The sequence below is a fragment of the Sporosarcina sp. Y1009 genome (genome assembly GCF_057669865.1).
The window spans coordinates 136,900-150,598 of record NZ_JBYHFO010000005.1; the positions used below are offsets into that span (position 1 = coordinate 136,900).

16 protein-coding genes and 1 riboswitch are annotated in these 13,699 nt (G+C 38.8%); of the genes, 11 read left to right on the plus strand and 5 right to left on the minus strand.

Annotated elements, in window-relative coordinates:
• Positions 1 to 32: 32 nt before the first annotated feature.
• Both glcD and AC25Y1_RS08220 read left to right on the plus strand, forming a co-directional pair.
• Entirely contained in the window at positions 33 to 1,445 is a 1,413-nt protein-coding gene (gene glcD, locus AC25Y1_RS08215) for a glycolate oxidase subunit GlcD (protein WP_488147486.1), read from the plus strand.
• Positions 1,445 to 2,788 carry a (Fe-S)-binding protein gene (locus tag AC25Y1_RS08220; RefSeq protein ID WP_488147643.1) on the plus strand — a complete coding sequence of 448 codons (1,344 nt, stop codon included), beginning with the start codon at positions 1,445 to 1,447 and terminating at the stop codon, positions 2,786 to 2,788. Before glcD ends, AC25Y1_RS08220 begins: the two co-directional genes overlap by 1 nt.
• Before the next feature lie 76 nt (positions 2,789 to 2,864).
• On the opposite strand, the gene AC25Y1_RS08225 is transcribed toward AC25Y1_RS08220, so the two are convergent.
• Positions 2,865 to 3,104 carry a hypothetical protein gene (locus tag AC25Y1_RS08225; protein WP_488147487.1) on the minus strand — a complete coding sequence of 80 codons (240 nt, stop codon included), beginning with the start codon at positions 3,102 to 3,104 and terminating at the stop codon, positions 2,865 to 2,867.
• Positions 3,105 to 3,264: 160 nt separating this feature from the next.
• Between AC25Y1_RS08225 and AC25Y1_RS08230 the strand changes: the two genes are divergently transcribed.
• The 3 genes from AC25Y1_RS08230 to AC25Y1_RS08240 all read left to right on the plus strand — a co-directional run bounded on the left by AC25Y1_RS08230 (position 3,265) and on the right by AC25Y1_RS08240 (position 4,481).
• Positions 3,265 to 3,495, plus strand: a complete 231-nt coding sequence (locus tag AC25Y1_RS08230) for a hypothetical protein (protein WP_488147488.1) — start codon at positions 3,265 to 3,267, stop codon at positions 3,493 to 3,495.
• 160 nt (positions 3,496 to 3,655) lie between these two features.
• A riboswitch (guanidine-I (ykkC/yxkD leader) is annotated at positions 3,656 to 3,755 on the plus strand.
• A gap of 70 nt (positions 3,756 to 3,825) precedes the next feature.
• Positions 3,826 to 4,167, plus strand: a complete 342-nt coding sequence (locus AC25Y1_RS08235; protein WP_488147489.1) for a DMT family transporter — start codon at positions 3,826 to 3,828, stop codon at positions 4,165 to 4,167.
• Positions 4,167 to 4,481, plus strand: a complete 315-nt coding sequence (locus tag AC25Y1_RS08240; RefSeq protein ID WP_488147490.1) for a DMT family transporter — start codon at positions 4,167 to 4,169, stop codon at positions 4,479 to 4,481. Before AC25Y1_RS08235 ends, AC25Y1_RS08240 begins: the two co-directional genes overlap by 1 nt.
• Positions 4,482 to 4,587: 106 nt before the next feature.
• Here AC25Y1_RS08240 and AC25Y1_RS08245 read toward each other — a convergent pair whose 3' ends face one another.
• From AC25Y1_RS08245 to AC25Y1_RS08260, 4 genes are all read right to left on the minus strand, one after another.
• The gene (locus tag AC25Y1_RS08245) at positions 4,588 to 5,043 is read right to left on the minus strand and encodes a PaaI family thioesterase (protein WP_488147491.1); all 456 of its coding nucleotides are present in this window, start codon (positions 5,041 to 5,043) and stop codon (positions 4,588 to 4,590) included.
• A 181-nt stretch (positions 5,044 to 5,224) separates the two neighbouring features.
• Entirely contained in the window at positions 5,225 to 5,356 is a 132-nt protein-coding gene (locus AC25Y1_RS08250; protein WP_488147492.1) for a hypothetical protein, read from the minus strand.
• A 236-nt stretch (positions 5,357 to 5,592) separates the two neighbouring features.
• Entirely contained in the window at positions 5,593 to 6,381 is a 789-nt protein-coding gene (locus AC25Y1_RS08255; protein WP_488147493.1) for an MBL fold metallo-hydrolase, read from the minus strand.
• Positions 6,382 to 6,719: 338 nt separating this feature from the next.
• Positions 6,720 to 6,995 carry a hypothetical protein gene (locus AC25Y1_RS08260; protein WP_488147494.1) on the minus strand — a complete coding sequence of 92 codons (276 nt, stop codon included), beginning with the start codon at positions 6,993 to 6,995 and terminating at the stop codon, positions 6,720 to 6,722.
• 157 nt (positions 6,996 to 7,152) lie between these two features.
• Here AC25Y1_RS08260 and AC25Y1_RS08265 point away from each other — a divergent pair, with 157 nt between their 5' ends.
• Genes AC25Y1_RS08265 through AC25Y1_RS08290 form a run of 6 tightly spaced genes read left to right on the plus strand, consistent with a single transcriptional unit; the run spans position 7,153 to position 13,686 of the window.
• Positions 7,153 to 8,301, plus strand: a complete 1,149-nt coding sequence (locus AC25Y1_RS08265) for an acyl-CoA dehydrogenase family protein (protein ID WP_488147495.1) — start codon at positions 7,153 to 7,155, stop codon at positions 8,299 to 8,301.
• Between the two features lie 10 nt (positions 8,302 to 8,311).
• The gene (locus AC25Y1_RS08270) at positions 8,312 to 8,896 is read left to right on the plus strand and encodes a TetR/AcrR family transcriptional regulator (protein ID WP_488147496.1); all 585 of its coding nucleotides are present in this window, start codon (positions 8,312 to 8,314) and stop codon (positions 8,894 to 8,896) included.
• Between the two features lie 14 nt (positions 8,897 to 8,910).
• The gene (locus AC25Y1_RS08275; RefSeq protein ID WP_488147497.1) at positions 8,911 to 10,410 is read left to right on the plus strand and encodes a class I adenylate-forming enzyme family protein; all 1,500 of its coding nucleotides are present in this window, start codon (positions 8,911 to 8,913) and stop codon (positions 10,408 to 10,410) included.
• The gene (locus AC25Y1_RS08280; protein WP_488147498.1) at positions 10,407 to 11,180 is read left to right on the plus strand and encodes an enoyl-CoA hydratase/isomerase family protein; all 774 of its coding nucleotides are present in this window, start codon (positions 10,407 to 10,409) and stop codon (positions 11,178 to 11,180) included. Before AC25Y1_RS08275 ends, AC25Y1_RS08280 begins: the two co-directional genes overlap by 4 nt.
• A gap of 23 nt (positions 11,181 to 11,203) precedes the next feature.
• Positions 11,204 to 12,322 (plus strand): TRAP transporter substrate-binding protein, encoded by a 1,119-nt coding sequence (locus tag AC25Y1_RS08285; protein ID WP_488147499.1) that lies wholly within the window; start codon positions 11,204 to 11,206, stop codon positions 12,320 to 12,322.
• Positions 12,323 to 12,378: 56 nt separating this feature from the next.
• Positions 12,379 to 13,686, plus strand: a complete 1,308-nt coding sequence (locus AC25Y1_RS08290; protein WP_488147500.1) for a TRAP transporter large permease — start codon at positions 12,379 to 12,381, stop codon at positions 13,684 to 13,686.
• The last annotated feature ends 13 nt before the right edge of the window (positions 13,687 to 13,699 follow it).

The window sequence follows — 13,699 nt, forward strand, 5'->3', positions numbered from 1 at the left end:
TAAAGGTAGATTGATAACTTAGGGGGATGTAAATGATTTCTTCCACTGTAAAAGCCGAATTTGAAAAGATCGTAGGCATTGAAAATGTCGAGGATAACAAAGCAACGTTACATGCCTATTCATATGATGCAACACCAGGTTTTCAAGCAATGCCGAATTGCATTGTTTGCCCGCGGAATGCAAAAGAAGTCGCTGCGGTCTTAAAAGTCTGCAATGACCATCAGATACCCGTCGTGCCAAGAGGTTCCGGAACGAATTTAAGTGGGGGAACAACACCGTTACATGGCGGCGTTGTTTTGCTATTCAAACATATGGACCAAATTCTCGAAATTGATGAAGAAAACTTAACGATGACTGTCCAACCAGGCGTCATTACATCCGAAATCATTATTGCGGCAGAAACAATTGGCCTCTTTTATCCACCAGACCCAGGCTCTATGCACATTTCCACAATAGGCGGCAATATCAGCGAAAATGCGGGTGGACTACGTGGATTGAAATACGGTGTCACAAGGGATTACGTTATGGGATTGGAAGTAGCATTGCCAAATGGAGAGCTCATCAAAACCGGTGGAAAGCTCGCAAAAGATGTTGCTGGCTATGATTTGACCAGACTATTTGTCGGGTCAGAAGGAACACTCGGTGTTGTGACAGAAGCCGTTTTAAAATTAATACCAAAACCTGAAACGAAACAAACAGCACTTGCATTATTCGATGATTTGGAAACGTCCGCGAAAGCAGTTTCTGCAATCATCGCCAATCGAATTATCCCAGCGACACTAGAGTTTTTAGACCAACAAACAGTACAAGTTGTGGAGGATTTCGCGAAAATTGGTCTGCCAACAGATGTAGGCGCTGTTTTATTGATCGAACAAGACGGTGCTGCGGAAGTGGTCGCGAGGGATATGGCCAAAATCGAAAAGATTTGTAGAGAAACTAAAGCAGTCGATGTTCGAGTGGCAAAAACAAGCGAAGAGGCGGAAGCATTAACGAGCGCGAGAAGAACGGCATTATCTGCTCTTTCAAGAGTAAAGCCCACAACCATTTTGGAAGATGCGACCGTTCCGCGTTCGAAAATCGCCGAAATGGTGCGTGCCATTGAAGAAATTGCTGAAAAGTACCAGCTGACTATTTGCACATTCGGACATGCCGGAGATGGAAATCTCCATCCTACTTGCTTAACGGATGCTCGAAATCTAGAAGAGATGGCACTGGTCGAAAAAGCATTCGAAGAAATTTTTGAAAAAGCGGTAGCGCTCGGTGGAACGATTACTGGAGAACACGGTGTGGGCGCTATGAAACTACCTTACTTGCAGTTAAAGATAGGTGAAGCAGGTGTGGATGTCCTGCGAGGCATTAAAAAATCAATTGATCCAAACAACATTATGAACCCGGGAAAAATATTCTCAATGAACGAACGAAGTCGGGTGGTGGTTGAACAATGATGAGCACAAAGGAAAAAGAGCGAATCGAACAAAGCTTTAAAGAAAAAATGGATTACGACGAACTGATGAATTGCACGCGTTGTGGATTTTGTTTACCAAGTTGCCCAACCTATATTGAATCTGGAAAAAAAGAGATAAATTCACCGCGTGGAAGAATTGCCTTGATGAAAGGTGTCGTGGATGGACTTATCGAACCTGATGAAGACGTCAAACGGTCCATCGACTCATGTTTAGGTTGCCGTGCGTGCGAGCCTGTTTGTCCATCAGGCGTAAACTTTGGACATTTACTTGAACAAGCACGGGATGCAATCTATCAAACGAATGATCAATCTTTTCCTGAAAAAGCGATGCGAAGTATTTTCTTTAATAATCTATTTCCTTATCACAATCGAATGATTGGTGCAGTCGGTTTACTTGGCTTTTACCAACGATCTGGTCTTCAGAAAGTGACGAGATCAGTCGGCATTATGAACCTTTTCCCAGAAACGATGCGCACGATGGAAAAAGTATTGCCAGCGGTTCCTAAGAAGAAGGAAATGAAACAACGACAACGTCATTTTGAACCACTACGAGAACGAAAAAAGAACGTCGCCTTTTTCTCGGGTTGTTTAATGGATACGATTTTCATGTCCACAAATGATTCAACGACAAAACTATTACAATATGCAGGCTGTGAAATCGTCGTACCCGAAACGCAGGGCTGTTGCGGCGCACTACACGGCCATAGTGGTGAGAAAGACCGAGCGAAAGAAATGGCCAAACGCAATATCGAAGCGTTTGAAACGGCTGAAGTCGACTACATCATTACAAATGCCGGCGGATGCGGTGCGTTTTTAGTAGACTACGGACATCTTTTAAAAGATGACCCTGTATGGAGCGAACGTGCACAAGCCTTTTCGGATAAAATCAAAGATATCACGGGCGTATTAGTCGAACTTGAATTCGATAAACTACCACTTCAACTGAGTGATCGAACTGTCACGTATCAAGATTCCTGTCATTTGAAAAATGGTCAAAAAACATTTGTTGAACCTCGTCAATTATTGCAATCGATCGAAGGGGTAACATATGTCGAAATGAATGATGCGGGTCGTTGTTGTGGATCTGCGGGAATCTATAATATTGTAGAGTCTGAGATGTCGATGCAAATTTTAGATTATAAAATGGCGCAAACGAAAAAGACCAACGCCAAAACAATTGTGACGACGAACCCTGGTTGTTTACTACAAATGAAGCTCGGCATAGAACGCGAAGGACTTTCTAATGAGATGGATGCTGTGCATATTGTTGATTTGTTAGTAGAAGCCTATGAAAACGGGAAAAGTAGTGTTAACGGCTATTAAACATACGAAAAGGGACAATAAACCGCTATGGTTTTGTCCCTTCTTTTTTTGTTGTAATAGGGTTTTAAGTAGCTAATTATATTTGATTCTGTTTTTCTTCACTTCTCCATTTAGAAAAGGTATAGGCTAATTGAACAAGCAAAGAAACGAGCAATGCCGAGGTAGAAATTATTTTAAAAGTCATGGGTAATTCAGAATAAGTGAACAAAAATATAATGAGAATAACACTGATTGGTATCATCCATAAATTCCTAATAAATTTTTTCCTATAACTCAACTTCCAGTAAAAAATTCCTCTATCACGACCATTTTCCATTAAAACACCACCATTTATAAAAATAAAATAATAATTAATTCAACTATACTATAGTAGTTGTAGAACGGTAATCATAACCAATTCGAAAATAACAGAACATATTATAGTCCAGGTTAATTGTATGTAAATAAAAGAACGACCTACACCACGACTTTTTAAGTTGGCAATATTTTTAGCAACTTTTAGATTAAGTGGTACAAAGTATAAGGAAAAAAGAAATCCGACAGATAGTGCAATACAAAAATGGATTATTACTAAGTTAGCCGTTAAATCTGCTATGACCCCTCCAATAATAAAAATTGGAACACCAGCCCATAGAAAAAAGGTTAAAATTAATAATAAAGATGCCATAATCAATAACATGAAGTTTCGTTTAAGCACAATCAAATAGTTTTGAAGATATATATCCATCCTGCTGCCCCTCCGTAGAAGTGTTATTGAACACTCTTCGTTACTACGACATGTAATACCTTTAATTTCCCAACAAATTCTAGCCATACGAATATTGACTGAGTTCTAACAATGTGTATAATAAGCAGTAATTGCATATCTTAAATGTTTTCTAGGGTTCCGCAACATTATATGTTGGTCTGGTCCGAGAGAAAACTCACAGTATTTGCTGTGTCACGGAAGGATAAAAGCCTGGGAGAAACTGTTTAACAGTTTACTCTTAGGCTTTTTTTGTTTTTTGGACAACAATAAAATTGGAGGTGTCTTTTAGATGAATAATGACTGGGTTAAAGTATTTATTGCTGCTTTCTTTGAAGTTTTTTGGGTGATTGGTTTAAAACATGCCTCTGATTTTTGGACTTGGGCTGGTACGGCAATTGCGATTTTTATCAGCTTCTATTTAATGATTATGGCTGGACGAAAGCTACCAGTAGGCACTGTATATGCAGTTTTTGTGGGTTTAGGTACAGCAGGAACTGTCTTTTCCGAAATTCTATTCTTTGAAGAACCATTTATGATCGAGAAAGTACTGTTGATTTTGGTTTTATTGGCAGGAGTCATTGGTTTGAAATTGGTGACAACGGACAAAGTTCAGGAAGGAGATGAATCCTAATGGCTTGGATTTCTTTAGTAGCAGCGGGGATATGTGAGATGTTTGGTGTTGCGATGATTAATAAATTGCATAAAGACCGGAACTGGCAGTCATTGGCACTCTTGATTCTTTCGTTTGGTGTAAGTTTTATATTGCTTGCCTATTCCATGAAGACACTTCCGATGGGGACAGCTTATGCAATATGGACAGGGATTGGCGCGTCTGGTGGAGCCATTTTAGGTATGGTTTTTTATGGGGAATCATCAGACTGGAAAAGACTTGTTTTTATAGGCATGGTTTTAGGGGCTGCGGTGGGTTTGAAACTTGTGTCTTAAGTAAATTTTTTTCTACTAGTAAGCAGATAATTTTCATTTAATAAAGTAAATTATCTGCTTTACTTTTGTAGGCCTGTTCTAAACAATATCGATTGCATTGCTGAACTTAACTATGTTCATCAAGTTCAATAAAATAATAATCCTTACGATAGGATACGGCCTCCATTGTTGCGATTAGATTTTCTGCATGAAAGATTTCAATTCGGTAAAAACCAGTACGGAAGTTACGTCTTATTTCTGTTGCAAGGGCGACTAACTTGTCTCCAGGCTTAGCCGATTCAATAAACTGGATTGTTGTTGATAGTCCTACTGAAGTTTTTCCGTATGCATTACAAGCTACCGAAAATGCATGGTCAGCTAAAGCATAAATAATTGCACCGTGAACAGTTCCATGCGCATTGACCATATGGTCCTGCACTTCTAGTATTGTTTCTGCAAAACCAACTTCAAATTTTGTTAGTTGAATACCCAAAGACTGCGCATATGGATCGTTTTTTACTTGATTGTAAATTTGTTCGTAGTGTTTCTCATGGATTTGAACCTCATCAATTTTCTTCTTCATATCTATCTGCCCCTTAGTATATATAAATTCCTTGAAAAACCATTTGAACCAAAATAATATAAACAACAGTTGGGAGAATCGAAAACAATATAGAAGTTTAATGAACGAATGGAAGTAACTGTGTAAATCGATTAGGGTGGTAGCAATGGATTTCAGATTCGCTTATGGCTCGGCCTCCTTGTTAGTAGCGGTCTAGTTCCTCATCCGAAGCGCCCAAACCAATCATGAAATCAGCTGTACATATAATTGATATGTGCATGAGCAGTTCACCAAACTCGATAAAATCACTGCGTAAAGGGTTAGAAAATCGCATTAAATATCTTTTGATAAATGAAGGGCAAAATCGAAAATACTAGTAAGCCGATTAAGATTGAAGAAGTTACTAAAAGTCTACATTTTCGAAGCGATATTTCCTTTCTTTTATAGGCGATGCTAAATACTTTAATCTACGAATAAACGGTCATAAATATTATTAGTGCTGAGAAGACACTAAGCAAAATTAACTCCATTTGAAACTCCTTTCATTGATTAATAATTCTATAGTAATAATTAAAATTGCACACTAAACCCTTTGAATTTATGAATTCCAGTTCCGAATCTTATCTCATCTTTTTCTTTAAGCTCTTCAACTGCATATTTCACTTCTTGTAAAAGTTTTGCATCAAGACCTATTGTATTATGTCCACCATAAATCTTCGTTATATTGGGAATGTCGGCTATTTTCTTTAATGATTGCACTAGATCCACAGGATTGGTTGTTGGAAAAAAAGCATACACTGGAGTTTTATCATAAAGCAAATCACCCGTAAATAAATAACTTCGACTATTATCTAAAATTGAAATATGCCCTGGAGAATGTCCTGGAGTATGGTAGATAGTCAATTTTCTATTGCCAATCTCTATTTCATCGCCATCATTTAACAAACCTTTAGGGTTCCCTTGAAAAGGTTTATAAGTTTCCGGATCGAACGTTTCTGGCGTGGGTATTGTAATATCACGACTTACATCTTTTCTGATTTGTTCGATTGGAAGTTTCTTAATCCCATTGACTAGCCAGTCTTCTTCATGCTTATGTACATAAATATTCTTAAATTCACCGTGACTTCCAATATGGTCCCAATGGACGTGTGTTGTTAGAACGATAATCGGTAAATTTGTTAGCTGGTCTGTAATCCTCTTTATGTTGTCAATTCCAAGACCCGTATCTATTAATGCAGCTTTCTCCTCGCCAATTAATAAATAAGAGTGAACCTTTTCCCAATGTCCATACTCACTAATAGCGAAAGTTGTATGATCTATTTTATTTACTGTAAACCACGAGTCTTTAATTTCAACCATTTATTAAATTCCCCTTTCTAAACGCTCGTATTAGAATTATTACTTCTTCTTTAAAACAAACGATTCTCTAATAAAAGCCCCGATAGCTGCAGACAGCAAGATTATAGTTATTAAGTTTATAACTCTCAAAAATGTATGGGGTGTGAATAACAATAACGCTTTGATAAATAATAAATAAGCCGTAAATATTGGACATTATTATTAAAAACTTAGGCGTTGCTTTTCGGCGTTTCTTCATTATTATCACCTCTTGCGCCAATCTATTAGTAGAATTCAACGTATGTGAAACATAATCCTTCTTAATTCCATAAACTTCGAAATATTGCGATTGAGCGGTTTCATACACTTGTGAAAGTCTTCTCGTGAAAGTTATCTGCGCAATCCCTTGTAAGCCGCTCAATTAATGAATCGCTTCCGCCACCGCCTACTATAACGGGAACAAGGTCTACGCTTTTTTTCATTTTATCAATTGTCTCTTCAATCATTTCTGCGTACACTTTTTCAAGTAACATATTATTTAAATGGGCGATCAGACCTGGATTTCTATTCCTAGTTTCCCAGAGTGCAATTGTGACGTTCACTTTCCGTGTATCTCCGCAAAAAAAAGTTTTCATGAAGTTTCTTTCCGACGATTTCAGGCCTAACTTGAACGACAGTTTAAAATTCAAACAATGTTCAAAAAGTACTTGCAATTCAATTTACTAGTTGGTAAGGTAATATAAAGATGTGAATTAACAGATAACTGAACGACATTCAAAAGGGGTGTGCGTAATGAAAGCGTCATTTTTAACAGAGGAACATGATATGTTTCGGGAAGCACTTTGGAAAATGCTTGATAAAGAGGCCTATCCTTATTATGAGATGTGGGAGAAGGAACGGGAAATCCCACGTGACTTTTGGTTGAAGCTTGGCGAGAGTGGTTTTTTATTGCCTTGGGTGGATGAAAAATATGGTGGACTAGGGCTTGATTTTTCTTACTCTATGATTCTAACAGAAGAATTGGAGCGAGTAGGGGTAGGTTTGGCTAGCGGAGTCTCTCTACACTCAGATATTGTAAGCCCTTACATAGCTACTTTTGGGTCGGAGGAACAAAAACAGAAGTACCTGCCTAAGAGCATGACGGGGGAATTCATTTCTGCGATAGCGATGACTGAGCCGGGTGCTGGATCTGATTTAGCGGGAATTCGTGCCACTGCACGAAAAGAGGAGAACCACTATGTATTAAATGGAGAAAAAACGTTTATTACAAATGGAGAAAAAGCGGATTATGTTGTTGTCGTTTGTAAAACAGACCCGAAAGCGGAGCCGGCCCATCGTGGAATTTCATTATTAATTGTCGAAAACGGGATGCAGGGATTTAAAAGAGGCAAGAGGCTTGAAAAAATGGGTATGCATTCCGGAGATACAGCCGAATTGATTTTTGAAGATGTTAAAGTCCCTTTAGAAAATCTCCTCGGAGAAGAAGGAAAAGGTTTTTATTACCTGATGGAAAAACTTCAGCAAGAGCGCTTAGTCGTAGCGATACAAGTACAAGTCGAGGCGGAAGAGATGCTGAAACTAACGATTGATTATGTAAAAGAAAGGAAAGCATTCGGTAGCCGCATCGCGGATTTCCAAAATACCCAATTTAAAATCGCTGAAATGGCGACAGAAATAGATCTAGGCCGAAACTATATCAATACACTGACAGAAAAACACCTTCATGGGAGAGATATCGTGAAGGAGGTCTCGATGGCAAAATGGTGGATTAGTGAGATGGCCAAACGCGTAGCAGCCGAATGTTTACAACTGCACGGTGGTTACGGGTACATCGAGGAATATGAAATCGCCCGAAGGTATCGTGATATTCCAGTTACATCGATTTACGCCGGAACGACCGAGATTATGAAGAGCATTATCGCGAAGAAAATTCTTGCGTAGAGGTGAAAAAATGAAGCTTTCTGAGAAACGAACCTTGAAAAAGAAGGAACAAATATTATTGACAGCAATTACTATTGTAAACCAAAGAGGATATGAGGGAGCGACGATGGAAGAAATCGCTGCGGAGCTGCTGATGACAAAGGGTTCTTTATATTACTACTTTGAAAACAAAGGTGATTTGATGTATCAATGCCATAACCTTGTTCTCTCTCAAGCAATAAAAGAACACGAATTCAATTTACGGGAACCAGGCACAGCAGAAGAAATTCTTCGGAAAATGATTGACACTCATATCGAATATGCGATTGAAGAAAAAGAAACGTTCAACTTAATGTTTGAACCTAGACACTTTTTTAATGTAGAACAATTGGATTCAGTTTCTAAACTACGCAAATATTATGCGAGGTTATTTGATCAAGCTATCGAAAAAGGAGTGGCTACAGAAGAGTTTTCCATGAATGAACCAATAATTGTAAGAATGATGATTCTAGGTGCCATGAATTGGATTCAACAATGGTACCGTCCAAATGGAAGAATGAAAAAGGAAGAGCTAAAACAAAGCTTTTGGGAAAATATTATAAAACTATTGAAGTAAAGGAGATTTTTGATATGTTTATGCCTGAGATTTTAGCTGGTTATGCAGAAAGTCAACCGAATAAAATTTTTACTTCTTATAACGGACGCGAATGGACGTACGGTGAGTTTTATGAAAAAGCAAAAAGAGTGGCAGCTTATTTTCAATCCAAAGATTACAAAAAAGAGGATATTATCGCGCTTTACTGTTTGAACTCTGATATATTCCTAGTTTGTTATTACGGTATTCAATTGGGTGGATTCTCTGTTATGCCAATCAATACAAAATTGGCTTCACCCGAAGTGGAATACATTTTTAAACATTCTGAAGCGAAAACACTAATTTATGATGTACGCATCGAAAATGTTATTAGCAAGACAAAGCATGTCTTTCACGAAGAACTTGAAATTGGGGGAAAGGATACCCTTGGACAGATTCTGGAAAACGATTTACTAGACTTTTCACCGATACAGCATGACGGAAATGACACGTCAGTTGTCATGTATACTTCTGGAACAACAGGCAAGCCGAAAGGCGTTATGTTAACGCATAACAATATTCTTGCCGCAGGTGAAATTTGGTCAGAAGCAATGGAAGTAACAGATGATGATAGAATGCTTGTCTCGACACCCTTATTCCACTGTGCGGCGAGTCATTGCTTCGTTGTACCGGTGACGTACAAAGGTGGAACAATCATTATTGAGGAAACATTTTCGACAAGTAAAACGCTTAAGCTTTTGAAGGATGCAAAACCGACCATGTTTTTTGGGGTTCCGGCAATGTATACAATTATTTTGAACCTACCTGATATTAAAAGTATTGAACTTTCAACATTACGTTTATTCGCTTATGGGGCGGCACCTATGCCTTATGAAATTTTGAAGAAGTTAAAAGAGACATTCCCGAGTGTGAAGGTTCAAAATTTATATGGTCAAACGGAAAATGCACCTGCAGCATCTTCTTTAAAAGACCATCTTGCGCTTGAGAAAATCGGATCTGTCGGTGAACCACTTCCGCAAACAGAAATTCGAGTAGTAGACGAGCTAGGGAAATCGCTTCCAGCCGGTCAAGTGGGCGAAATCGTTGTGAAAGGGCCCCAAGTGATGAAAGGTTATTTGAAAAATGAAGAAGAAACAAAGCGTGCAATAAAAAATGGTTGGCTATATTCCGGAGACTTAGGAAGATTTGATGAGGATGGGCTCCTATACATTGTCGACCGTAAAAAAGATATGATCATACGAAGCGGCGAAAATGTTTACCCAGTCGAAGTAGAAGAAGTGCTTTATCAAATAGATGAATTACTGGAGGCAGCGGTTATTGGGGTACCCCATGAAGTTTACGGTGAAGTACCGAGGGCGTTCGCTGTATTAAAAGAGGGACAATCAATTACTGAAGAACAAATCCTTGAATATTGTAAAACACAGTTAGCGGAATATAAGGTACCAATGAAAGTTGAATTTATGAATGAATTACCACGAAATGCTTCAGGGAAGGTATTGAAACAAACTCTTGGAACGGCAAAGGTGACTATATGAGTCAGGTCAATTATGAAGTACGGGAAGGTATTGGTTATATTACGTTAAATCGTCCTGAAAAACTGAATACACTGTCACGCGAACTCATCGCTGGGTTTCATGAAGCACTTGATTGGGCTGAATCGAATGATCAAGTAAAGGCGGTTATTCTTTCAGGTGAAGGGAAGGCATTTAGCGCAGGTGGAGATCTTGCAATGATGCAAGCTTTTGAAGATGTAAATGAAATTTACACATGGATGAATGAAGTGACGACATTAACGAAAAAAATCCGAAAATCGCCTAAGCATATCGTGGCGGCAGTTCACGGGTATGCGGCGGGTGCAGGCTTTAGCATAGCATTGGCTGCAGACTATATTGTAGCGGATATGGATGCAAAGTTCGTCCTAAGTTTCTCGAAAGTTGGACTCGTACCAGACATGGGGCTTTATCAGCTTCTGCTTGAACGAGTACCTATTAATATTGTGAAGGAATGGATTAGCTTTGCACCGACTTTAACCGCTCAGGATTTGTTGGCTAGAGGTGTTATTAACAAAGTTGGTAGTGGTTCTGTTGTAGAACTAGCTACAGAATTCATACGACCGTTAACAGAAGGAAGTCCCTTAAGTTTAAAGTATTCAAAACGAATAATTAATTATTTGAATAATACTGCTTTGGATGAAAGTATCTCACAGGAAAATGTACATCAAACAATGTTGCTGAAATCATTAGACCACCAAGAGGGCGTCAAAGCATTTTATGAAAAACGTAGGCCAGAATTCACAGGAAAATAATAAACTAAAAGGGGATTTCATTCATGAAAAAAATGAGATGGTTATTACTTTTATTGGCTACTTTACTGGTGTTAGGTGCTTGTGGTGATGCAAATACAGGAACAGCAGCAGGTTCAAATGATACGAAAAAGCTTAGGGCTTCTTCGGGAGTACCAGATAAACATTTTTGGCACCGTGGTTTTTTTGAACCTTTAACTAAAAATATAGCGGAAGAATCGGATGAAGAAGTGGCATTTGAATTATTCACATCAGGAGAACTAGTCGAATTGGGAAATGAATATGATGCATTGGTGTCCGGTTCGATTGATATTGCTTTAACGTTAATGGCACCGTATGATCCACAACGTTTCCCATACACTGAAGTTGTGATGTTGCCATTACTTGACTCCGATGCAACAGTCGCTGCCAAAGCAATGGCAAGCATGATGAAAAGTGATCGTATAATAAAAGACGGTAAAACGTATTATGATTTGGAATTTGGTGATAAAGGGTTAGTTGCATTTGCAACTCCACCAACTGAGCCATATGTCATTTCAACAACAAAAGCAAAATTTGAAACTGTAAATGATTTCAATGAAGCTATCCGAGTACGCACAGCTTCACGTGTACATGAGATTTTGGCGAAAGAATTGGGCATTACAGGACAATCAATGCCTATTTCAGATGCCTATGATGCGTTAAGCCGGAATGCCCTGGATGGCATCATCTATAATGCACCCGATTGGATTGCATATGGATTAGATGAACTTATTAAAAATTCGATTACGGGAGTAAACTTAGGTCATTTCGTCGGACACACTGCGATGACTCAAAAAACATGGGATTCACTGTCCCCAAAAGTACAAAGTCTATTTGAAGAAAATGCATACGAGCTTATTCATTCAGGCGCGGCTTTAACGGCAAGTGAGTCTGAAGAGAACTTTGCTAGCAATAAAGAAAAGGGCGGAGAGGTAACGCATTTTAATGATCTAACCCCTGATGTACAAGCCCATCTTGAAAACGTTCTTGTTGCTTCATGGATTGATTGGATTGAAGATTTAGAAGGTGGAGGCCTTGAAGGAAAAGAAATGGCGCTTCTTTGGAGAGATATGTTAGTGGAAGCTGGCGGTGTGTTACCACAAGAAATAATAGATTTGAAGTAAACAATACAAAATAGGGGCCTTAGTGCTCCTTTTTTGAAAAGTACGGGGGGCCAATTATGGAAAACATTATTATTATTGTGGCGCTAATTCTTTTTCTCTACTTTCTAATCGTAGGTCAGTATATTAGTTCCTTAATGTTTGCGATAGGAATGCTAGGAATTTATCTTCTTGGTGGCATGGATTTATTGAATGGATTTCTACAAAGCGATCCATTTACGCGCACAGCAAGCTATTCATTAACAACCATTCCACTATATATATTAATGGCTCAGTTCATTATGCAGGCAGGTATTGTACGGGATTTATACAGTCTAATGTACACCCTGTCAAAGGGACGCCCGGGACCACTTGGCATAATGACAATATTATTAGGGGGGCTGCTAGGTGGGGTTTCCGGTTCTGGAACAGCGACATCGGCGGCTTTGGGTCAAATTGCGGTTCCAGAATTACAAAGAAGAGGCTATCCAGATCATCTTGCAGGAACGATTGCGGCAGCCGCGGGGTCACTTTCTGCTATTATACCACCCAGTGTAATACTGATTTTGTATGGGGTTATCGCTCAAGTTTCAATCGGAAAATTATTTACTGCGGCATTAATTCCAGGAATACTATTAATGCTTAGTTTTTCGTTGGTGGCAATCGTGTATTTAAGGATGAATCGTGATCAATTGAATGCTTCTTCCAAGGATTATGTAAGCGAAAACGTTCCCGTATCTCGTTACATCATCGTGACAATTATGGGCGCGACAATTATGATTGCAATTTTCGGTGGAATTTACGGGGGGATTTTCTCGCCAACTGAAGCAGGTGCAATTGGAGCTTTCCTGGCGTTAATCATGGCTTTATTATTGAAAAAGGTGAATTTAAGTTTTTTCAAGAAGTCAATGATTGAAACAACAAAAATCACAGTTATGGCTATGTTTATTGTAATGGGGGCATCACTTTTTGGGCGCTTTATTTCCCTGTCATTAGTACCGCGAAAAATCATCGATTTACTTGGTCCGTTATTAGATACACCAACTTTGGTAATTATAATTATCATGGTGTTTTATTTCTTCCTATTTATGTTTATCGAAGGTGTGGCAGTCATTTTGATGACTGTGCCAATAATCACACCGATATTAGATACAATCAATGCCGATCCACTTTGGTTCGGAATTATGCTTACGGTCGTTTGTACGGTTGGTATGATTACGCCACCAGTTGGGATGAGTGTCTACGTAGTCGGTAGTGTAACGGGTATCCCGATAGAGCGTTTATTTAAAACGTCGACAGTGTTTGCGATTGCAGCTTCAATCATTGTCATAGGATTATTAATAATTTTCCCTGAGCTCGTCACTTGGTTGCCGAATCAGATGAAATAATGGGGGATGACAA

Excerpts from the sequence above, each read along its gene's own strand:
- glcD (WP_488147486.1), top strand. The coding sequence starts at position 33 with ATGATTTCTTCCACTGTAAAAGCCGAATTTGAAAAGATCGTAGGCATT.
- AC25Y1_RS08220 (WP_488147643.1), top strand. The coding sequence starts at position 1,445 with ATGAGCACAAAGGAAAAAGAGCGAATCGAACAAAGCTTTAAAGAAAAA.
- AC25Y1_RS08225 (WP_488147487.1), bottom strand. The coding sequence starts at position 3,104 with ATGGAAAATGGTCGTGATAGAGGAATTTTTTACTGGAAGTTGAGTTAT.
- AC25Y1_RS08235 (WP_488147489.1), top strand. The coding sequence starts at position 3,826 with ATGAATAATGACTGGGTTAAAGTATTTATTGCTGCTTTCTTTGAAGTT.
- AC25Y1_RS08240 (WP_488147490.1), top strand. The coding sequence starts at position 4,167 with ATGGCTTGGATTTCTTTAGTAGCAGCGGGGATATGTGAGATGTTTGGT.
- AC25Y1_RS08245 (WP_488147491.1), bottom strand. The coding sequence starts at position 5,043 with ATGAAGAAGAAAATTGATGAGGTTCAAATCCATGAGAAACACTACGAA.
- AC25Y1_RS08250 (WP_488147492.1), bottom strand. The coding sequence starts at position 5,356 with ATGCGATTTTCTAACCCTTTACGCAGTGATTTTATCGAGTTTGGTGAA.
- AC25Y1_RS08255 (WP_488147493.1), bottom strand. The coding sequence starts at position 6,381 with ATGGTTGAAATTAAAGACTCGTGGTTTACAGTAAATAAAATAGATCAT.
- AC25Y1_RS08260 (WP_488147494.1), bottom strand. The coding sequence starts at position 6,995 with ATGAAAACTTTTTTTTGCGGAGATACACGGAAAGTGAACGTCACAATT.
- AC25Y1_RS08265 (WP_488147495.1), top strand. The coding sequence starts at position 7,153 with ATGAAAGCGTCATTTTTAACAGAGGAACATGATATGTTTCGGGAAGCA.
- AC25Y1_RS08270 (WP_488147496.1), top strand. The coding sequence starts at position 8,312 with ATGAAGCTTTCTGAGAAACGAACCTTGAAAAAGAAGGAACAAATATTA.
- AC25Y1_RS08275 (WP_488147497.1), top strand. The coding sequence starts at position 8,911 with ATGTTTATGCCTGAGATTTTAGCTGGTTATGCAGAAAGTCAACCGAAT.
- AC25Y1_RS08280 (WP_488147498.1), top strand. The coding sequence starts at position 10,407 with ATGAGTCAGGTCAATTATGAAGTACGGGAAGGTATTGGTTATATTACG.
- AC25Y1_RS08285 (WP_488147499.1), top strand. The coding sequence starts at position 11,204 with ATGAAAAAAATGAGATGGTTATTACTTTTATTGGCTACTTTACTGGTG.
- AC25Y1_RS08290 (WP_488147500.1), top strand. The coding sequence starts at position 12,379 with ATGGAAAACATTATTATTATTGTGGCGCTAATTCTTTTTCTCTACTTT.